The organism is Flagellimonas marina, from assembly GCF_042651185.1.
Lineage (GTDB): Bacteria > Bacteroidota > Bacteroidia > Flavobacteriales > Flavobacteriaceae > Flagellimonas > Flagellimonas marina.
Genome location: NZ_JBHSCL010000009.1, coordinates 234,528 through 255,869 on the forward strand (window position 1 = coordinate 234,528; position 21,342 = coordinate 255,869).

The 21,342-nt window shown below is 41.3% G+C and carries 16 protein-coding genes and 1 tRNA gene; 6 read left to right on the forward strand and 11 right to left on the reverse strand.

From position 1 onward, the window contains the following. Positions 1–17 precede the first annotated feature (17 nt). The 6 genes from ACFOWS_RS14890 to ACFOWS_RS14915 all read right to left on the reverse strand — a co-directional run bounded on the left by ACFOWS_RS14890 (position 18) and on the right by ACFOWS_RS14915 (position 4,101). Positions 18–584 carry a BfmA/BtgA family mobilization protein gene (locus tag ACFOWS_RS14890; RefSeq protein ID WP_379766151.1) on the reverse strand — a complete coding sequence of 189 codons (567 nt, stop codon included), beginning with the start codon at positions 582–584 and terminating at the stop codon, positions 18–20. Positions 585–938: 354 nt separating this feature from the next. Then, positions 939–2,207: a site-specific integrase gene (locus ACFOWS_RS14895; RefSeq protein WP_379766154.1), complete on the reverse strand. Its 1,269-nt coding sequence runs from the start codon at positions 2,205–2,207 to the stop codon at positions 939–941. A gap of 231 nt (positions 2,208–2,438) precedes the next feature. Further along, positions 2,439–2,510 (reverse strand) — tRNA-Arg (locus tag ACFOWS_RS14900). Positions 2,511–2,615: 105 nt separating this feature from the next. Next, complete coding sequence (locus tag ACFOWS_RS14905; protein ID WP_379766157.1) at positions 2,616–3,026, reverse strand: response regulator; 411 nt, start codon at positions 3,024–3,026, stop codon at positions 2,616–2,618. A gap of 101 nt (positions 3,027–3,127) precedes the next feature. Next, positions 3,128–3,541, reverse strand: a complete 414-nt coding sequence (locus ACFOWS_RS14910) for a DUF6691 family protein (protein WP_379766160.1) — start codon at positions 3,539–3,541, stop codon at positions 3,128–3,130. After that, the gene (locus ACFOWS_RS14915; RefSeq protein WP_379766163.1) at positions 3,538–4,101 is read right to left on the reverse strand and encodes a YeeE/YedE family protein; all 564 of its coding nucleotides are present in this window, start codon (positions 4,099–4,101) and stop codon (positions 3,538–3,540) included. Before ACFOWS_RS14915 ends, ACFOWS_RS14910 begins: the two co-directional genes overlap by 4 nt. Positions 4,102–4,195: 94 nt before the next feature. Here ACFOWS_RS14915 and ACFOWS_RS14920 point away from each other — a divergent pair, with 94 nt between their 5' ends. From ACFOWS_RS14920 to ACFOWS_RS14930, 3 genes are read left to right on the forward strand one after another with little or no spacing between them, the layout of a single operon-like run. Next, entirely contained in the window at positions 4,196–5,416 is a 1,221-nt protein-coding gene (locus tag ACFOWS_RS14920) for a sulfite oxidase (RefSeq protein ID WP_379766166.1), read from the forward strand. Between the two features lies 1 nt (position 5,417). After that, positions 5,418–5,870 (forward strand): monoheme cytochrome C, encoded by a 453-nt coding sequence (locus tag ACFOWS_RS14925; RefSeq protein WP_379766169.1) that lies wholly within the window; start codon positions 5,418–5,420, stop codon positions 5,868–5,870. A gap of 2 nt (positions 5,871–5,872) precedes the next feature. Then, positions 5,873–6,754: a sterol desaturase family protein gene (locus tag ACFOWS_RS14930; RefSeq protein WP_379767036.1), complete on the forward strand. Its 882-nt coding sequence runs from the start codon at positions 5,873–5,875 to the stop codon at positions 6,752–6,754. Positions 6,755–6,774: 20 nt separating this feature from the next. Here the strand turns inward: ACFOWS_RS14930 and ACFOWS_RS14935 are convergent, their stop codons facing one another. The 5 genes from ACFOWS_RS14935 to ACFOWS_RS14955 all read right to left on the reverse strand — a co-directional run bounded on the left by ACFOWS_RS14935 (position 6,775) and on the right by ACFOWS_RS14955 (position 12,388). Further along, the gene (locus ACFOWS_RS14935; RefSeq protein WP_379766172.1) at positions 6,775–7,155 is read right to left on the reverse strand and encodes a rhodanese-like domain-containing protein; all 381 of its coding nucleotides are present in this window, start codon (positions 7,153–7,155) and stop codon (positions 6,775–6,777) included. 6 nt (positions 7,156–7,161) lie between these two features. Next, entirely contained in the window at positions 7,162–8,571 is a 1,410-nt protein-coding gene (locus ACFOWS_RS14940) for an MBL fold metallo-hydrolase (protein WP_379766175.1), read from the reverse strand. Positions 8,572–8,626: 55 nt separating this feature from the next. Continuing rightward, positions 8,627–10,360: a SulP family inorganic anion transporter gene (locus ACFOWS_RS14945; protein WP_379766178.1), complete on the reverse strand. Its 1,734-nt coding sequence runs from the start codon at positions 10,358–10,360 to the stop codon at positions 8,627–8,629. Between the two features lie 63 nt (positions 10,361–10,423). Next, entirely contained in the window at positions 10,424–11,056 is a 633-nt protein-coding gene (locus ACFOWS_RS14950) for a Crp/Fnr family transcriptional regulator (RefSeq protein ID WP_379766181.1), read from the reverse strand. Positions 11,057–11,233: 177 nt separating this feature from the next. Beyond that, positions 11,234–12,388, reverse strand: coding sequence for a glycoside hydrolase family 43 protein (locus ACFOWS_RS14955; RefSeq protein ID WP_379766184.1), 1,155 nt, complete (start codon positions 12,386–12,388; stop codon positions 11,234–11,236). Between the two features lie 350 nt (positions 12,389–12,738). On the opposite strand from ACFOWS_RS14955, the gene ACFOWS_RS14960 reads away from it, so the two are divergent. From ACFOWS_RS14960 to ACFOWS_RS14970, 3 genes are all read left to right on the forward strand, one after another. After that, positions 12,739–15,801, forward strand: coding sequence for a SusC/RagA family TonB-linked outer membrane protein (locus ACFOWS_RS14960; protein ID WP_379766187.1), 3,063 nt, complete (start codon positions 12,739–12,741; stop codon positions 15,799–15,801). A gap of 18 nt (positions 15,802–15,819) precedes the next feature. Further along, entirely contained in the window at positions 15,820–17,730 is a 1,911-nt protein-coding gene (locus ACFOWS_RS14965) for a RagB/SusD family nutrient uptake outer membrane protein (protein ID WP_379766190.1), read from the forward strand. A gap of 328 nt (positions 17,731–18,058) precedes the next feature. Further along, on the forward strand, positions 18,059–21,232 hold the full coding sequence (locus ACFOWS_RS14970; RefSeq protein ID WP_379766193.1) for a VCBS repeat-containing protein: 3,174 nt from the start codon (positions 18,059–18,061) through the stop codon (positions 21,230–21,232). Positions 21,233–21,342: the final 110 nt, after the last annotated feature.

The following is a 21,342-nucleotide window of genomic DNA, read 5'->3' on the forward strand; positions in this document are numbered from 1 at the left end:
CGGACACATACTTCGCATCAACAAAGAGAATCCAAAGTTCTGTTGGCTTCAAGTTTATATCTTTCCAACCTCCCTTCCGTTATTTCAAGCTTCAGATAGCTCTTCCCAAAAATGCCCTTGACAACTTTCACCTTATCGAGGACATCCTTTAAATCTGTTTGAAGTGCGGCTGCCTTTTCCTCCAAGTGTTCATACTTGATCCTAGGGACCATTACCTCTCCTTCATATACTGGGTAAGGCTTTGGGGGGTTCTTTTCAATCATATCTTCAAGGAAATCATCCTCTTCCCCATCATCGTCCAATTCTTGATTGAACAATGCCTGCATCATACCTATTGTGGGTAGAGTCTGGTTCTTTTCAATGTCCCTGATAATGGCAATGACAGCATCCGTCCTTTTCCTGTTCTTGATAATTTCATGGCCAATGCTCTTTTCAAGCCTTTCAGATGGTAAAAACCCATGCCACTCAAAAAAATCCATCACTATATCCAAAGTATGGGAATAACTCTTGCCCACTTTTTTTGAAAAAACCTTAAATCTTGATAATGTTTTTTTCTTTATCCGTACTGCTCTAAAATCATCCATATTCTATATTTTAATGGCTTAATTGTTACAATTCTGTTCAATGTTTACAGGAAATCCCAGCATTTTTGCAACAATTATCACTATAGTTCCTATAATCAACACTTTCCAAAATCCCTTTTAAACAGGGCTTTTCCGAAGGAAAATGAATAAATAGTGCCGCTTTAGCGCGCTATCCTCTTGCTTTTCTATTTAGTGTCGCCAAGGCGACGCTAAGAAGAAAACTTTTATCAAAGCACATTGTAGGTTGCACCCTATCAGGTTTTTGCTTTACGCTTATCTTCCCGAACACTTCAAAAACCCAATAGGAACCAAGTGCAAAAGTTGGAGGTAAGAATTGGGACTTACAGCACTCCGCTATGCTCTGTTCGTTTTCTTGCTTAAAGTTGATTCCATTGATATTTCCAATTTGTTTCTCAGAATCTCCATGTCCTCGCCAACTTTTCTTTCCAAAACCTTTGCATAAATCTGCGTAGTGGTAAGTTTTCTATGACCCAACATTTTTGAGATGGTTTCAATAGGTACACCATTGGTCAAGGTAACTGTTGTGGCAAAAGTGTGCCTTGCCATATGAAATGTTAGGTTCTTTTTAATTTTTGCTTCACTTGCAATCTCTTTCAAATAAGCATTCATCTTTTGATTTGAAATTCTCGGAAACAAAGTATTGTTTATGACTGACCTAGAATCTTCCTTATATTGTCCGATCAGGTCCAGAGCTTTTTTTAATAGAGGGATTTTAACGGGATTATGGGTTTTCTGCCTCTTAGTGATTATCCAATATTTCTTGTCCAGCCCCATAACAACATTATCCTCGGTTAGAAGCATTAAATCAGTATAACATACACCTGTGTAGCAACTGAAGACAAAAAGATCTCTGACAGTTTTTAATCGCTTACTTTGAAGTTCCAGTTCTTCAATCGCTTGAAGTTCCTCGGAACCTAAATACTCCCTATTCGTAGGGGTCAATCTCTGCTTAAACTGTCGAAACGGGTCTTTATCTATCCACTCCAGTCGATAAGCCAGAGAAACCATTTTCCTTAATCTTTGAATATGCTTCATCACAGCGTTGTTACCAATTTGTTGTTGGTAGTGATTGGGTTTATGCCTGCGAAGAAAATTTTCAAAGTCAAGGATGAACTTATAGTTCAATTCATCAAGTCTGATGTCTTCCAGTTTTAATTTCTTTTTCAAGAACAAAAAGATATATTTCTGACTTGTCAGGTATAGTCTTGAGGTATTTCCGTGCAGCTTAGGAAACATATTGGAATTATGGTAGGATACTAAGTCCCTCATGGTAAAATGTTGAGTGTCCACTTCCTCATCCATAAACCTGGCCTTTACTCGCTGAGGAGTGATGTGCTTGCCCTCTATTCGTAATTGTTGGAATGACTGAAACAAACCGGAATAGAACTCATCAAGATATTGGTTGGTTGATTTAGCATGTATGGAAGAATTTTTTACACGCTGTTTATTTGAATCCCATTCATTGATTGGAATCCTTCGCTTTAAACTGATATTGAGCTTTTTTCCATTTACAGAAATCCTAGCATAAATGGGAGCTTTGCCATTTTTAGACCTACTGGAATAAAGCCAAAACAGGATGGAAAATGTAGAATTTGACCTCATAATTGTCTTCTTTTAGTTAAATGTTGACGAAGACGAAAGTCAAATCAAATCGAGTATATCAACTAAATTACTGAATTTTAATCACTTATCTTAAAACAGCAACCTGAAAAATGTTGACGATTTGTGAACTCTAAAAGCCAAAATCAAAGGAATTCAATTAAAATCAAAAAATATTAAATGACTGATATTCATTTATTTAATGATTTTTTGAATCATTCAGAAGTCAAAAAGTAGCCCCGGCAAGAATCGAACTTGCATCTAAAGTTTAGGAAACTTCTATTCTATCCATTGAACTACGGGGCCATCCTTAAAAAATGGACTGCAAAAATAGGTTTTTTTAAAAACTTTAAAAGAACCTTATGAAGCAATTTAAAATGATTCCCAACAAAGCTTAATTGGATGAAATCTTTATCCAAGAATACGCTTCTTCTCTTCTTCTTTGAGTATTTTCTCCAAGTAAGATCTTGACAAGGGTTTGTCCACATAGCCCGAAATCATTCCGTTCTTTTTGGCTATTGTCCTATCTGAGGCATTGGTAAAAGCAGAAAGCACATAAACACTGGGAAGCTCATGCTCCTCAAACAAATTCTTCAGATTTTCCAAAAAATCCCAACCATTCATGCCATCCATCACAAGGTCTAAAAAGATAATATCAGGCAATCGGCCATGATCCTCCACAGAACTTACACAGGCCTGTATCCCCTCTTCGCCACTGGAACAGGTTACAATATCAAAATTGCCATGGGATTGTTGTATGCAGTACCGAGTCGCAAATTGCGACACCAAGTCATCGTCTATGATAAACGTAGTAAGCTTCATGTAGGGACAATTTGTAAGTTTGGGACTGACAAAGAAAGAGCCTAAGGCCCAACAAACCATTCATAATCGTTGTTTTGCCCAAATATCCCGTTGAGTCAACCTTAGTGTGGCAATTTTTCCCTCAAAATGCCATATACCAAAGCGCCAAAAATTGCACCAAACAGTACAATAACAATAGGCCAATGACCTGCTCCTGCCAAAACATAAATAGGCCCCGGGCAGGCGCCCGCCAAGGCCCATCCCAAACCAAACAAAGTTCCTCCCAGAATATATCGGGCAAACGATTTTTCCTTGTTCTCAATATGGATGGATTCACCAAAAAACGATTTGATCTTCGATTTCTTGATCCAGAAAACCAATACAACTCCCAGAACCAACGCAGAACCAATGATACCGTACATATGAAAAGAATCAAACTGGAACATTTCATAAATTCTGAACCACGAAGCTGCCTCGGATTTGTACAATACAATACCCAAAAAAGTACCTAATATGATGTAGATAAAATTCTTCATGATGTAAAAATTAAAGGAAACAACCAATGAACCATAATCAATCCTCCAATAAAGAATCCAATGACTGCTATTAAGGAAGCACGTTGTAAATTACTCAAACCAGAAATGGCGTGTCCCGAAGTGCAACCGCCAGCATAACGCGTTCCAAAACCCACCAAAAAACCGGCTACCAAAAGTATGATCCAGACTTTTGGGCTACTAAGCGACTCCAAACTGAAAAGTTCGGTTGGCAAATACGTTGTCCCTGCACTTTCAAAACCAAGGTCTTTGAGCTTGGCTACTGTTTTATGCGAAATACCCACGGCTGGATTGGGCGACAACCACTTGGCACCCATAAATCCCCCAATTACGGAACCAAGGACAACCAAGAGGTTCCATCGTTTGGATTTTACATCAACTTTGAAATAGTCTGTGAATTTCCCCGCTCCCCCAATGGAGCAAAATGTCTCCAAGTTGGAGGACATTCCAAATTTTTTGCCCATTAGTATCAAAAAAGACATAATCAAGGCAATCAGGGGCCCCGAAATATACCAAGGCCATGGCTCTAAAAGTACATCCATACTTTTTTTAGCAAAATAATAGTATTTGATTTAGTTTCAAGGCAACTTAGGTTACAAAGGCTTGCTTAATTTTACCGTACTTTTAAGTTTTTATATGGACAGAAGAAGTTTTTCGAGCAAATTATCTTTGGCCGCCATGTCCAGCATCTTGGGTGTGGAAATTATTTATGGTGGTCTAATGCCAAATGGGTATCTCCCGTTGGGCCTTCAAGACCCAGACCCTTTTCAACTGTTCAACAAGGACAAGGAAATGGTTGTACTCAACAATAAGCCTTGGAACATGGAGGCCCAGGCCCATTTGCTGAACGACAATATCACCCCCAATAAGTATATGTTCATTAGGAATAATGGACGTATTCCTGAAGGTATTGATGCCTCACAATGGACGTTGACCTTGGATGGAGAGTCCGTCAAAACCAAAAAAAGCTATTCCTTGGCCCAACTCAAAAGCAAATTCCAACATCATACCTATCAATTGACGCTGGAATGTGGCGGGAACGGTCGAAGTGAATTCAACCCGCCTGCCAAAGGCAACCAATGGACCGTGGGCGCGGTTTCTTGTGCTGAATGGACCGGGGTTCGACTACGAGATGTTCTTGAGGATGCTGGAATTAAACCAGATGCGGTTTATATTGGATACCATGCCGCCGACACCCATTTGAGTGGTGACCCCTACAAAGAGCCCATTTCTAGAGGGGTTCCCATGAATAAAGCCCTGCAAGATGAAACTTTACTTGCCTTTGCCATGAACGGTAAGGACATTCCTTTAGCTCATGGCCACCCATTGCGACTGGTCTGTGGGGGATGGCCGGCCTCCGCATCAGGAAAATGGATCAATACAATTAGTGTACGGGACAAAGTACACGATGGTGAAAAAATGGGTGGTACTTCGTACCGCGTGCCTTGCGAAACAGTTGCTCCGGGCAGCGAAGTTACAGAGTCAAATATGTGCATCATTGAGTCGATGCCAGTGAAATCCTTGATTACCTACCCCAAAAGTGGAGCATTGATCAAAGACGGTCAAAAATTGAACATCAATGGACATGCATGGGCCGGTGAGCTTGAAGTTTCAAAAATGGAATATTCCATTGATTTTGGAAGCACTTGGCACAACTGCTCCCTTGAAAAACCAGCAAACAGATTGGCTTGGCAACATTTTAAAGCGACAGTTTCCTTTCCCAAAAAAGGTTATTATGAAGTTTGGGCCAGAGCCACCGACTCCAACGGAAAAAGTCAACCCATGGTATTGCCCGGCTGGAATCCAAAAGGATATCTCAACAATGCCTGCCACAGAATAGCCGTGAAAATAGTGTAGCATGAAGGACAAGTTTCAAAAACAGGTCGATGCCTTTTCCAAAGTACTTCTTTCCTTTATAATATTGATTTTGGTAGTGTTTGGAGGGTTATACTATTGGGCGAATCACAAGCCAAAACCCAAAATTGAGGATATTCCATTGGAAGAATCCAACGAAGATTTCGACAAAGTTGAAAACGGAATCCATGTGGCCACCGGATTTGTGGATGATAAAGGAATGGAAGCCACCATCCAGAATTGCACCAGTTGCCACTCCGCCAAATTGGTGACCCAAAACCGGATGAGTCGCGAAGGATGGAAAGCCACCATAAGCTGGATGCAGGAAACCCAAAACCTCTGGGATTTGGGAGCCAATGAAGAATTAATTTTAACCTATTTGACCAAAAATTATGCTCCCACCGATAAAGGTAGGCGGCAAAACTTGGAGAATATTGATTGGTATGAGCTAAAATAGCCCTGATGGATTATGTAGATGCTTTTATTGACGGTTTTTTGGGTATGGTGCAGTGGACCTGGAAATCCATTGTTCTTGATGTACCATGGTACACCAATTACTTTTGGGGTCTGATAGCCATTTCGCTCTTGGTATGGGGGCTTGAAATTCTCTTCCCGTGGCGAAAGGAGCAATCCATTTTTCGGAAGGATTTTTGGTTGGATGCTTTCTACATGTTTTTCAACTTCTTCATTTTTGCCATCATCATCAGCGGGGTATACAAAGTACTGGAAGTACTATTCGCAGATTTGGGCATTACTTCAAAAAGTTTATCCATAGTCGACTTTACCCTCTGGCCGCAATGGCTTCAGCTTTTGGTTTTCTTCATTATTCTTGATTTTGTGCAGTGGTTCACCCACGTGCTACTACATCGTGTTCCTGCCTTTTGGGAGTTCCATAAAGTGCATCACAGTGTAAAAGAAATGGGATTTGCGGCACATTTAAGATACCATTGGATGGAAAATATCCTTTATAAACCCTTAAAGACCTTGGGGGTTATGATTTTAGGTGGATTTGAACCGGAACAGGCTTATATTGTCCATTTTGCGGCCATCGCCATTGGCCATTTTAACCATGCCAACCTAAAACTGACATGGGGGCCCTTAAAATACATTTTGAACAATCCGGTGATGCACTTGTACCATCATGCGTACAATCTTCCGGAGGGACATCGCTACGGAATGAATTTTGGGATAAGCTTGAGCCTATGGGATTATATCTTCCGCACCAATTATATCCCTGAAAGTAGCGGCAAAATTGAATTGGGTTTTCCTGGGGATGAAAAGCTCCCCAAAGGATTCTGGGGGCAATTGGTGCACGGCTTCAAAAGGAATAAAACGGTATAAACCAAGATTGGGGTTTTGGTTCAATCTTTGGAACTCCAATCCGAATAGCCCCCGGTATAATCGTAAATTTGCGTGAATCCCTTGCTTTTTAAAAGTTCGGCGGCACGATTGCTTCGCCCGCCCATTTTGCAGTAGAGATAAACCGGCTTGGTTTTATCCAGGGTTTCAATTTGCTTTACAAAACCTTCATCGTTTACATTGAAATTGACGGCATCATCAATATGTCCTTGCTTGTATTCCATGGGGGTTCGAACATCCACCAATTGTACCTGTTTTCCGATCACTTCCAATTGGACCGTGGCCTTATTTATTTTTTTGATAAACGGCTTTTGCTGGCTATGGCATGAAAAGGCCCACAAGATTGCAAAACTCAGGAGGGCCAACTGTGCTATTTTTCCCATTTTAGGTTATTTCAGTGTTGAAGGGCATACAAAATCTGTAACTGGAATGCCCGAGGTCTTCATGGCTGCAAATCCGCCTGCGACATCTACCAAATTATGGATACCCCTACTTTTTAAAATGGAAGCAGCGATCATACTCCTATATCCACCTGCACAGTGAATGTAAAAGGTTTCATCATCTGGAAATGAGGCCAAATGATCGTTGAGAAAGTCCAACGGGGTTAAAATGGCATTCTCCGCATGTTCGGTATTGTATTCGGTTTCTTTTCGGACATCAAAAACGGGCGCTTTTTGTTCCATGGCTTGCTTCAATTCTGTGGCCGGGATACTTTTTACGGTATCGACTTCCTTTCCGGCTTCTTTCCACGCTTCAATTCCACCTTTCAAGTAACCCACAGTTCCGTCAAAACCAACTCTGGAAAGGCGGGTTACCGTTTCCTCTTCCCTGCCTTTTGGGGTCACCAGCAAAATAGGTTGTTTTACATCAGCAATCAAAGCACCCACCCAGGGGGCAAAACTACCGTCCAATCCAATAAAAATAGATCTTGGTACATGGCCCTCGGCGAAATCATCTTGATGGCGGACATCCAATACCACTGCTCCGGTTTCATTGGCGGCCGCTTCAAATGCTTCTGGGCTTAGCGCTTGGGTTCCACGTTCCAATATCTCATCGATATCTTCGTACCCCTCTTTGTTCATTTTTACATTAAGTGGGAAATATTGGGGAGGTGGCAGCAGTCCATCGGTGACTTCTTTAATAAATTCTTCCTTGGTCATATCTGCCCGTAGAGCATAGTTCATCTTCTTTTGATTGCCCAAGGTATCTACAGTTTCTTTCATCATGTTCTTTCCACAAGCGGAACCTGCCCCATGCGCTGGATAAACGATTACATCATCTGCCAAAGGCATTATTTTGTTCCGAAGACTATCAAATAGCGTACCTGCAAGTTCTTCCTGTGTCATGTGAGCAGCTTTTTGGGCCAAGTCCGGCCTGCCCACATCCCCCAAGAACAAAGTGTCACCACTAAAAATAGCATGGTCTTTTCCATTTTCATCCTTCAAGAGATAGGTAGAGCTTTCCATAGTGTGCCCTGGCGTGTGCAAAACTTTTATAGTGATATTTCCCAACGTGAACTCTTGACCGTCCTTAGCTATGATGGCATCAAAAGAGGGTTGGGCGGTAGGCCCAAACACAATGGGCGCCCCGGTTTCTTTGGACAATGTCACGTGCCCGCTTACAAAATCTGCATGAAAGTGGGTTTCAAAAATGTATTTTATGCTAGCACCATTGCGTTCTGCCCTCTTGATGTAGGGCTTCACCTCGCGCAACGGGTCAATAATGGCGGCTTCGCCTTCACTTTCTATATAATAAGCCCCTTGGGCCAAGCATCCGGTATATATCTGTTCTATTTTCATCTTCCTGATTTTTGTCAAAAATAAGAATCCTATGCCTCTTGGACTGTTACTAAAGTTACAAACTCTTGGTCTTGGATTGAAGTGATATCCGCTCCTGTATTTTACTTTTTGACTTGTGATTGCTGCAATAGTCCACGGCCTCGTGTGTCTGCACAAAAAGGTTTTGACTTCCAATACTTTCAATGAGTCCGCTGCTATGTACAACATCCCTTGTGGGACCTATGGCGCCTGTAATGAGAAATTCTATGCCTTTCAGCTTTAATTCATTTACCATCTGCTCCAGCATAAATGTGGCACTACTATCAATATAATTGATAGCTTCAGCATTGAGAATGACATACTTTAAGGCTGGTTCTTTTTTACGAACCTGTTTATGAAGTTGCTTTTTGAAATAGTCCTTATTTCCAAAGTACAATTGGCCGTCAAAACGTATAATAAGTTTGTCGGCATCTATCTGAACCTCTTCCGGAAATCGTGTTACATTTTTGAAATAATCCGTTCCTTCTATTCTTCCCAATACCGCCATATGCGGACGCGAAATCCGGTACACCAACAACATCAGCGAGAGCAAAACGCCCAATAAGATTCCCTCTATTAAACCAATAGACAGGGTAATCAAAAAGGTGGCCACCAATAAAAAGAATTCGTCCTTTCTGCTTTTCCATAATGCCATGGGATATGCAATATCAATCAACCCATAAACCGATACGATAATGATAGCTCCCAAGGCCGCATTGGGCAAATTTTGGAACAGTGGGGTTAAAAACAACAATGTCACTAAAATAATTATGGCGCTGAAAATCAATGCCATTCCGGTTTTAGCTCCGGATTGTTCATTGATGGCGGTTCTTGAAAAACTTCCAGAAACGGGAAGAGACTGAAAAAACGAGCCCATAATATTGGACATTCCCAATGCCCTGAGTTCTTGATTAGCATCCAGTTCGTACTCCGGATGTTTTTCTTCAACAGTCTTTGCAATGGAAATGGATTCCATAAACCCAAATAATGCCACAGTAATGGCAATGGGAAACAATTCGCCCAATATATCCAACTGTATCTCTGGAACCTGAAATGAGGGAAATCCACCGGGAATATCACCAACAACGAAAACCCCTTTTGATTGCAACCCAAAAAGTAAAACGACTAAAATACCAAGGATAACCACAAATAAAGGCGTGGGTATTTTTTTGCTGATTCTGTTCATGGCAAAAATGAAGACTATGGCCATTATTCCCAAAATCAACGTATAAAAATTAACCTGCCCCAAACTTTCAAAAATATTGCCCACAAGGACATGGATTTTACTGGATTGGAAAACATCGATACCTAAAATATGTTTCAACTGGCTAAGTCCAATTAAAATAGCTGCGGCAGAGGTAAACCCACTAATCACTGGCTTAGAGAGAAAATTGACGAAGAAACCCATTTTTAACAAACCCAAACCCAATTGAATGCTTCCAATGAGCAATGACAAAAAGAGCACTGTAGCTATGTAACTTTCAATTCCAGTAAGCTCTAAAGCTCCCACCCCAGCTGCCACCAACAAGGAGTCCATGGCCACGGGTCCAACCGCCAGTTGTCTAGAGGTTCCGGTTAAGGCGTAGACCACTTGGGGAACCAGAGCAGAATACAATCCATAAATGGGAGGCATACCCGCTATCATGGCGTAGGCCATTCCTTGGGGCACCAACATGATTCCAACCGTTGCCCCCGCAATTATATCTCCATAAAAATGAGAGCGGTTGTAGGTGGTCATCCACGATAAAAAAGGAAAGAACCGTTTGAGCATTATATGGACTTTAGACAAAAATACGGAGCAAAAAAATGACTTTAGGTAATATAGGGCACATAACTACAAATCCAAAACTTGGATATAACTTCTGTGAAGCGCCACTTTCTTCATCTTTTCCAATTTCTTCAACAATCTCGAAACCACAACCCGAGAGGTGTGCAGGTCATATGCTATTTCTTGATGGGTATTGCGAATCTTTTTGTGGTTGGTGACCTCTATTTTCCTTTTTAGATATTCTACCAAACGCTCGTCCAGATTCTTGAATGCAATGTTGTCCACCGTATGCAATAGTTCGTTAAGCCGGTTGTGATAACTTTCAAACACGTAATTGCGCCAACCTCTGTACTTTCCCATCCATTCCTCCATTTTTTGAACAGGTACCATAACCATCACGGCATCGGTCTCCGCGATGGCCCTGATTTGACTTTTGGTATGGCCCATACAACAGGCCATGGTAACCGAACAGGTTTCACCCTGCTCTAAATAGTACAGTAATAGTTCATCTCCTTCATCATCTTCCCGCAGCACCTTAATGGCACCAGAAATCAACAGGGGGATACTTCTGATGTAATTTCCAATATCCATAATGATTTCACCGGCTGGTATCTCCACCCATTTCCCTACCCCAATAATCTCCTCAATAAGTGGCTTTTCAAAATAGGTATTGAATGTTTCTAAAAGTGCTTCTTTCATAAGACCAAAATGCCCTTCTAAGGTAAAACTTTTGAAAAAAAAGAGCTAGGGAATGATATTGAATGGAAGTCTTACCATTCTTCCAAGAACCGAAATGCCGAAGAGATTCAATTTAAGTATTAAAAAATATGCCCTCGGTTGAGGGCATACTCGTAAAATTTAGATGTCATTTATTTCCTATTGATTGGGTTCAGCCATGGCATTGATACGCTTGATCGTTCCATCTGGTTCATAGGAAAGCTCGGTCATTTTTACACTCCGCAGGTGTGTTTTTCCTCCAGACATTGAGCTGTCATGGAAGAACAACCACCATTTTCCCTGATACTCTACTATGGAATGATGGTTGGTCCAACCTAAAACGGGATCCAGAATCACACCTTGGTAGGCAAAGGGACCATAAGGATTATCACTGGTTGCATATACTATTTTATGTGTATCTCCTGTAGAATAGGAGAGATAATATTTTCCATTGTAGCGATGAACCCATGCGGCTTCAAAAAATCTGCGATCGTGATCCCCGGTGGTAATTGGATCGCCATTTTCATCCAAAATGATGACATCTTTAGGTTCTTCAGCAAAGCTGACCATATCATCCGCCATTTGTGCCACTTTTGGCATCAGAGCCGGAGCATCATCTGCTGGGTAAGTATCCTCTCCATGGTATTCATTGTTTCTCCACCTCTGGAGTTGACCACCCCAAATACCTCCAAAGTACATATAGTATTTACCATCCGTGTCTTTAAATACAGAGGGATCCATACTATAACTTCCCTCAATAGGTCGATCTACAGCTTTAAATGGACCTCCAGGATTTTCACTTTTGGCTACACCAATATGAAAAACGTCTTCTTTATCCTTCACGGGAAAATAAAGAAAATACTCATCGTCTTTCTGGGCAGCATCAGGGGCCCACATTTGCCTTCCTGCCCATGGAACATCCTTAATATGAAGTGCCAATCCATGATCGGTAACCTCTCCTCCGACACTATCCATGGAAAAGACGTGATAGTCTTCCATGTTAAAATGACTTCCCAAATCGTCTTCAGGAATTCCAGACTCATAATCATGGGATGGATAAACATAGAGTTTGCCATCAAAAACATGAGCGGACGGGTCCGCAGTATATAATTCAGAAGTCAAGGTATACACCGTATCGGGAACCGCTCCGATGGTATCGACAACACTTGCGCTATCGATTTCGTTTTTTTGGTCACCAGATGATTCCTTTTGGTGCTTGCAGCTAAATGCAGCCAAAACCAACACGGATGATAAAAAAGAAGGGGCAATACCCTTAGTTAGATAATTTTTACGTGCTAAAAATGTGTTTTTCATAAGACAAAGGAAAAGTTAATTTGCTAAAAATAAGCATTCTTCTCAAATAACAATCGTTTGCCTTAAAAACATTAAAATGCTATAAGTCTGTTTTTCAGATGGTTATTATTAAAATATAATTGCAACGAAACAATTTTAATACGGAAAGACAAAAAATTTAACGCAACCGATTGCGTGAATCGATATATTATGTATATTTATCACATTCTAAATATTATGCGCCCTTTTTTGCCATAATTGAATTAATTAACTGAACAAAATCAAAACTTAGTAACATGACTAAACAATCATTATTTGTTTTTACAAATAGCAAGTGGTCGTCACCCTTGCATTTGTACCTAACAAGCCTTTTGTTATTTGTTTTTTGCACCACCGCTTTAGCACAGAACACTATTACGGTTTCAGGTACCGTGGCGGATGAGTCTGGAGCACCTATTCCAGGGGCAAGCGTTATTGTGCAGAACACAACAAATGGAACAACAACCGACTTTGACGGAAACTACGTGATCGAGGCGGCTTCCAATGCCACATTAGAGTTTCGGTACCTTGGATTCGTTACTCAAACGATTGCGATCAACGGAAGAACAAACATTAGCATTCAAATGGCAGAAGATACCCAGCAATTATCTGAAGTAGTGGTAATTGGTTATGGTACACAAAACAAAGAATCTGTAACGGGTTCTGTGGTCTCCATAAAAGGTGACAATTTGAATGAGGTTCAAAGCGCCAACTTTCAACAGGCGCTACAAGGTAGGGCTGCCGGTGTACAAATTCAAACTACCAACACTCGCCCAGGAGCTGCACCACAAATTCGTATTCGTGGTGTGCGTTCTCTCTCAGCAGATAATAATCCTCTAGTTGTTCTCAACGGAATACCTTTTTCAGGAGGCCTTAACGATATCAACCCGAATGACATTGAAAGTCTGGACATATTGAAAGATGCTTCCGCTACGGCAATCTATGGGTCCAGAGGTGCGAATGGTGTTATCCTAATAACAACAAAATCAGGCACCAAAGGACAGAAAACAACTGTTAGCTATAATACCTATTATGCAACTAAGGAAGTATTTGCCAAATTTCCCATGATGAACGCGGCCCAGCTTTTGCAATTGCGCGCTGATGTAGCGGCAAACAACGGTGGTGTTCCCATTTTTGGTTTAGGAGGTGATGAGTACTTGGGCAATGATACCGACTGGCAAGATCTTTTATACGGAAGCGGATTACAAACTGCGCATGACATTGGTATACAGGGAGGTACGGAAAATGGCACCTATAACATTGGTTTAGGTTATTTTAAGGAAACATCTGTATTGCCTGGCGATTCTTTTGATAGATATTCATTGCGGGTGCAAGTTGACCAAAATGTTGGTGACTGGCTCCGTTTTGGTGTAAACTCGGTGACCAATTTCAGTAAAACCAGTGGGATTGTGGGGCCTTCATTGGATGCATCGCCCTTGCTAAGTCCATTTGATGAAAATGGCGACTATCTTGAGTCCGTTCGTCTTCAAACCCAAGCTGACGATCGCTGGTATCCCACTAGAGATGAAATTAGACGAATAGGTAAGGGTCGCGCTAACGAACAACTCGACTTTGGAACCTACAACAACATTTACGGGGAAGTAAACATACCAGGGATTGATGGGTTGAAATACCGCTTAAATCTAGGTTTGAATTATCGTGCATCCAGGGATGGTAATTTTACTGGGCAAGGTGTATTTAACTTTAATCCCACCAATCCGTCATCAGCAAGTTACGATGCCTCTTTCACACGAGACTATGTTATTGAAAATCAACTGTTGTACGATAAGACATTCGGCAAGCATCAAGTCAATTTTGTTGGACTTTTCTCTTCTCAAAAGACCCAATTTGACAACGTCGGTTATGCTGCCCAAAATATTCCCAACGAAGCTTCATTATGGTACCAATTGGATGATGATGTAATACTTGCAGAAGATCTCACACGCTACGGTACCGGATTTTCCGAAACTGGTTTATTATCGTACATGGCAAGAGTTTTGTATCAATATGACAACCGGTATCTGCTCACTGCCACAGTGCGTTCAGACGGTTCCTCCCGTTTGGCTCCAGGTCGTAAGTGGGTTACCTATCCTGCGGTATCCCTAGGATGGAATGTGGCCAATGAAGCCTTTATGGATGGTGTGGATTGGCTAAACCAGTTTAAACTGCGTGCTGGTTATGGTGAAACGTCAAATCAGGCTATTGCGCCTTATTCTGTTCAAGGTGCGTTAAGCTTGGTCAATTACAATTTTGGCGACACCTATACCACCGGTGCTTTTGTAAATCAACTACCAGCTCCAGATTTAGGTTGGGAATTTTCGGAAACCTTTAATTACGGTTTGGATTTTGGATTGTTCGACAATCGTATTTCCGGTAGTGTGGAGTACTATATTACCAAAACCAAGGATATATTGTTAGGTGTTGGGCTCCCTGAGTCTTCAGGTGTAGGCTTTACAACAAGAAACATTGGTGATACAGAAAACAGAGGTATTGAAATTGCACTTAACGCCACTATTTTCGATAATCCAGATGGTTTTTCCTGGGACTTAGGAATTAATGCATATCGCAATAGAAACGAAATTACAGCCTTGGCATCAGGAGTACTTAGGGATGAAGGAAACCTTTGGTTTGTGGGTTCTCCAATCAATGTCATCTTTGATTACGAAAGACTTGGTCTATGGAACCAGTCTGATCCCGGTTTTGAATACTTAGATCAATTTGAACCTGGAGGTAACGAAGGTATGATCAGGGTTCGTTATACTGGAGAGTTCAACGAAGATGGTTCGCCGGTTAGGGAAGTAAACCCTGATGATCGAATTGTACAAGATCCACAACCCGACTTCTTGGGTGGCTTTAACACTCGTCTTGCATACAAGAATTTGGATTTAACCGTGGTTGGTGCTTTCCAAAGCGGGGGTACGCTTGTAAGCACCCTATATTCGTCAGCTGGTTACCTTAACTTATTAACAGGTCGGGGAAACAATGTCGCTGTAGATTATTGGACACCTACCAACACTGATGCGAAATACCCTGCCCCAGGAGGGATCCAAAGTGGGGACAATCAAAAATACGCAAGTACGTTGGGGTATTTTGATGGCTCCTATTTAAAATTCCGGGCCATTACCTTGGGCTATAATTTTGATCAACGATGGATTCAGGATTCTGGATTACAAAATCTTCGTCTCTATGCCACCGTACAGAATCCTTTTGTGCTGTTTTCACCATTTCATGATGAATCTGGCTTAGACCCAGAAACCAACTCTGGAGTAAATGCACAAGGGCAACGACAGAACGTGGCTGTTGACACCGGTAATATCTCTGATGGTATCCCAACGGTTGGAGCCAACGCCCCAACTACACGAAATTTTATCTTAGGATTAAACGTAACATTTTAAAAAATCATGATGAGAAAGATGAAAAATAAAGTTTTATCAACGGCAATCCTATCAATTTCACTGTTAATAGGATCCTGTACAAAAGACATTATTCAAGAGGAGCCAAGGGGGGTTCTTACCCCTGAGTTTTTCTCAACAGAACTGGGTGTTCAAGGTGGTTTGACATTTTTATATGAAACCATGAGAGACATCTATGGATTCGCTTATTTTCTAAATTTAGCGGAAACAGGTACAGATGAGTATTGTGCTGCTCAAAGTGCAGACAACAACTTTTTCGATTTAGATCTTGCGGGCGAAGGAAATTTGAATTCCAATTCAGGCTTTTCCGTTGGAAGGCCTTGGGGTGCTAGTTTTCCCGCTATCAATACGGCAAACGGAATCATTGAAAATGCTAGCGCGGTTGGTCTGGATGATTCATTGATTGCTGAAGCTCGATTTTTCAGGGCCTTTTACTACTTTCTTCTAGTGCAGACCTATGGAGGTGTACCCTTGGATTTGGGATCAGGAGAATTGGCATTTAATCAATCGGCTGTTAGAACATCAGTTCGCAACACCGTTCCTGAAGTGTATACACGGGCAATCATCCCCGATTTGCAGGCTGCCGTAGACGATTTGCCTGAAAATCCTCGATTGACAGGTGCAGTAACTAAAAACGTAGCCCGTTTGTATTTGGCTAAGGCATATTTGACCTATGGCTGGTGGTTGGAAAATCCCAATGGTATTCCTACCTATCCAGAGGCATCAAGAACAGATCCAGATGGCAATGGTCCTTCCTTTTATTTTCAACAGGCCTATAACCAAGCAGTGGCGGGTATTGAAAATCCAGGACCTTACCGATTGTTAGACTATTTTTATGATGTTCATGACGGGGCAAACGATAGACATGAAGAGATGATGCTATATTCGGACCGGACCGAAGGAAGTGCGATTGCCAACGGAGCGCCTATTAACGGTTTTGGCGGTACGGACGACACCAATACAGCCGTTTGGATGGTCACTTCCAACTACACCACCATTAGTGTTGATGGCGTCGCTGCCGTACAACGTGAAGCAGGCCAAAGTTACGGACGTCCATGGACGCGTATGGCTCCTACAATTGGTGCACTTACGGAAACGTTTACGGATAAAGATTTGGATTCCCGATACGATGGTACATTTGTGACCAGTTACAGAGGTAATTGGGATAGAGCAGGTGATCCAACTCCCAGTTTAACCGCTGCCAATGGATTGGAAATCTTTCCCGGAGATGCCGTGGTATCCTTCTTGGATGAGTTTGACCCAACGGTGGATTATAGCGTAGACGGCGGAGGTATCGGCGGAGGTGTAATACCCGGTAGATCTGATTATGTCATCAATCTAAATGAAATCAATAGAAGATTCTATCCAGGTCTTTGGAAACTGGGAACTTATCGCACGGACAACGATGGCGGTTTAGGCCAACCCAATGCAGGATTGACACGCCCCTTCCCTATTGCCAAATTCTCAGAATTCTACCTAGTGGCCGCTGAAGCCGCTGTTAAGGGCGCTTCAGGTGCTTATTCGGCGAGGGATTTGGTAAATGTTTTAAGAGCAAGAGCTGGTATGTGGCGTTTTGATAATGGTGAACAGCAAGAACGTATTGAAGACAATAGTGCTGCTTTGACCGCAGCAACTCCAGCAACCATTGATATTGACTATATATTGGCGGAGCGGTCTAGAGAATACTTTGGTGAGGGATATCGATGGTATGATTTGGTCCGTACCCAAAAATGGGGGGAATACGCAGCTTCTTATGAAATTGCAGGTAATGCGGCAACGGATCATGCACCCACAACAACTAACAGAACCATAGAGCCTTATCACTATTTAAGACCTATACCGCAAAGCCAGTTGGATGATTTGGATTTTACAGACGCCGAAAAAGATGCCTATCAAAACCCTGGATATTAAAAAGGTAAGTTTAGTAATTGTTAGATAATTAATTTGAGTTAGTTATTAGTTGCGTTAAGAAAGGGGCTGTCTGCATGGGCAGCCTTTTTTGATTATCAATAGATGAAGCAGTAGGCACAAATGCCTAAGAAATATGTTTTCCAAACCTCCAAAATGAGACATCTTTCTGCCCAATTCATTATATTAATTACTGATTATTATTACGGTTCAAATGAAGAGCATCAATAGCATATTAACAGTCGTTTTGTGCCTCGTGGTTTTATCCTCCTGTGATTCAAACAAAGAGGTCAAAACAAAGCAAGCCACGGGTGAAACACTTTTCACGCTTTTGAAGAATGAACAAACCAACGTCCATTTTAAAAATACAATATCAGAAACGACAGATTTTAATGTCCTAAACTATTACTACACATACAATGGCGGAGGGGTTGCTATTGGCGATGTCAATAATGATGGACTTGACGATATCTATTTTACGTCCAATCAACACTCCAATAAACTATATCTAAATAAGGGCGGTTTTAGGTTTGAAGATGTTACGGATAAAGCCAAGGTTACCGACGCCGAAGGATGGAGCACCGGGGCCGCAATGATCGATATCAATAATGATGGTTGGATGGATATTTATGTGTGCAAATCCGCCTCGTTGACCAACAATCTACTCCGTAGGAACAAACTTTTTGTAAATCAAAAGGACGGGACTTTCAGGGAAGAAGCCGAAAAGTGGGGGCTGGATGATGACGGATTTTCCACACAATCGTACTTTTTTGACTATGATAAAGATGGGGATCTGGACATGTATCTCATCAATCATAGAGTAGATTTTCTCAATTCCATAAACCTTGAAGCCATTTTGAACGATAAAGAGTTTTATCCCCAAACTTCAGATCATCTCTACAGAAATGATGGTACTAAATTTACCGATGTCACCATCAACAGCGGCCTAATGAACAAGGAATTCAGTCTAAGCGCCGCCATAGGAGATTATAATAATGATGGCTGGTTGGATGTGTTTGTAGCCAACGATTTCATCACTCCGGACAAACTCTATATCAACAACAAGAACGGTACATTTTCAAATCAAATAAACCAGCGGTTAAAGCATATTTCGTACAGTAGCATGGGGTCTGATATTGCTGATATCAACAATGATATGTTACCAGATTTAATGGTCTTGGACATGTCCGCCGAAGACCATAGTAGAGGCAAGCAAAACATGCCCAGTATGAATACCAGTGGGTTTTGGTACATAGTTAATTCCGGGTATCATTTTCCTTACATGTCCAATGTACTCAACTTGAACAACGGAAATGGGTATTACAGCGACATTGCCCAATTGTCAGGAGTTTCAAAAACAGATTGGAGCTGGGGTCCCCTACTTGCCGATTTTGATTGTGATGGCCTCAAAGATATTTTCATTACCAATGGTATAAAACGGGAGATTGCCAACCAAGATTTTGGGAATTTCTTGGACACCCAACAAGAGATGATCAAAGACATGTCCATTCAGCAGGTCTTGGCCAGAATGCCATCGGAAAAGTTACAGAATTATGCCTTTAAAAATGATGGTGATCTAGCCTTTACCAAAGCAACTTCAATCTGGGGTTTTGGACAAACCCTAAATTCCAATGGGGCCGCGTATGCAGATTTGGATAATGATGGAGACTTGGATTTGATCCTGAACAACCTTGATGATGAAGCCAGTATTTACCAAAACAACGCTACCAATAACTTTCTATCCATAAAATTGATTGGAAATGAACGTAATAGAAATGCTATTGGAACCAAGGTCAAAGTAATTACCTACAAGTCTGTGCAATATCAAGAACTGTTTTTGTCCAGAGGATACCAATCCTCCGTTTCACCTACTTTGAATTTTGGAATTGGAGATGAAACCAATATCAAAAGGGTTGAGATAATATGGGGCGATGGGCGCATGTCTGTAGATGAAAATGTAGTTGCAAATCAAACCCTGAGCTTCAACCAAAAAGATTCAAAACCTAAAAAAGATGAATCCCAATATGCTTTTTCAAATAACTTTAAGCGGATAAACCCAGAGGCATTGGGTATTGCATATCGGCATCAAGAAAATGACTTCAATGATTTTTCAAAGCAGGTATTACTGCCCCAGAAACAATCGCAACCCGGACCTGCTTTTGCTGTTTCAGATATAAACAGCGATGGATTAGAGGACCTGTTTTTAGGAGGAGCATTAAACCAAGCTGCTGAAATTTATTTCCAAAATTCAAATGGAGGTTTTGATCGATTTAATTCATCTGTTTTTGAAGCGGACAAGATCTATGAAGATGTTGGAGCACATTTCTTTGATGCGGATAATGACCTGGATTTAGATCTTTATATAGCCAGTGGAGGCTATGAACTGGATGAGAGCGACCCGCTGCTTCAAGATAGATTGTACCTCAATGACGGAAATGGAAATTTTACCAAATCTTCCCGTTTACCAAGGATGGTTTCCAACACCAAAGCCATTCAGTCTTTTGATTATGATGCTGATGGGGATTTGGATTTATTTGTAGGGGGTACCACAATTCCAGGTAAATATCCTCTACCTTCTGCATCCTATGTTTTGGAGAATACAGGTTCCCGTTTTGTTGATGTTACGGAATCGGTTGCTCCAAAATTCAAAAATATGGGCATCATCAATGACATTTTATTCTCCGATTACGACCAAGACGGGGACAAAGATTTGTTGGTGGCCGGCGAGTGGATGCCAATTGCAGTTTTCAGCAATTCCAATGGAGTTTTCTCGAAAGCGGAACTAAGCGGATTTGAGAAAATAAGCGGCTGGTGGAACACCATTTCCGAAATTGACTTTGATCAAGATGGAGATCTGGACTATTTCGTTGGGAATTTGGGCGGGAACAACAAGTTTCATCCATCACCTGAAAAACCGCTTCACGTTTATGGTACCAACTTGGGAGACGACAATAATTATGACATGTTCCTCAGCAAAGATTACCAAGGCCAATTAGTGCCGGTCAGAGGTAAGGAGTGCTCAACACAACAGAACCCTTTTGTGAGCGAAAAGATTCAATCCTATAAGGAATTTGCCAATTCCACTTTGCAGGATATTTATGGAAGTAAGGTATTGGAAGCATCCTACCACAAACAAGCAACCGAATTCGAATCCATCTATCTGGAAAACAAGGGAAAAGGAAATCTCCAGATAAAGCATCTCCCCAATTATGCTCAATTAGGACCCACTCTATCCTTTGTATTTGCCGATGTCAACCGTGATGGACATATGGATGTGATTGGCTCTGGTGCAATTCATGAAACTGAAGTGGAAACCGTTCGTTACGATGCCAATATTGGCTATGTGTTGCTAGGTAATTCCAAAGGTGGTTTTAAACCCTACAAAGACATTGATTTTTACAACGATTTAAATGCCAAAAAAATGAAGCTGGTCAATATTAAAAATGAGCCTTACATCATCATAGCCAACAATGATCGTCCGTTGACCATCTTTAAATTAAACTAGTATGAATGGTTGTTATGACTGCAATGATTTTTTGTACAAGACTTAAAATATATCAAAATATGCATTGGTTGTAGCAGTAAATTCTTGAAAAAAGTGGATGGCTTAAAAAA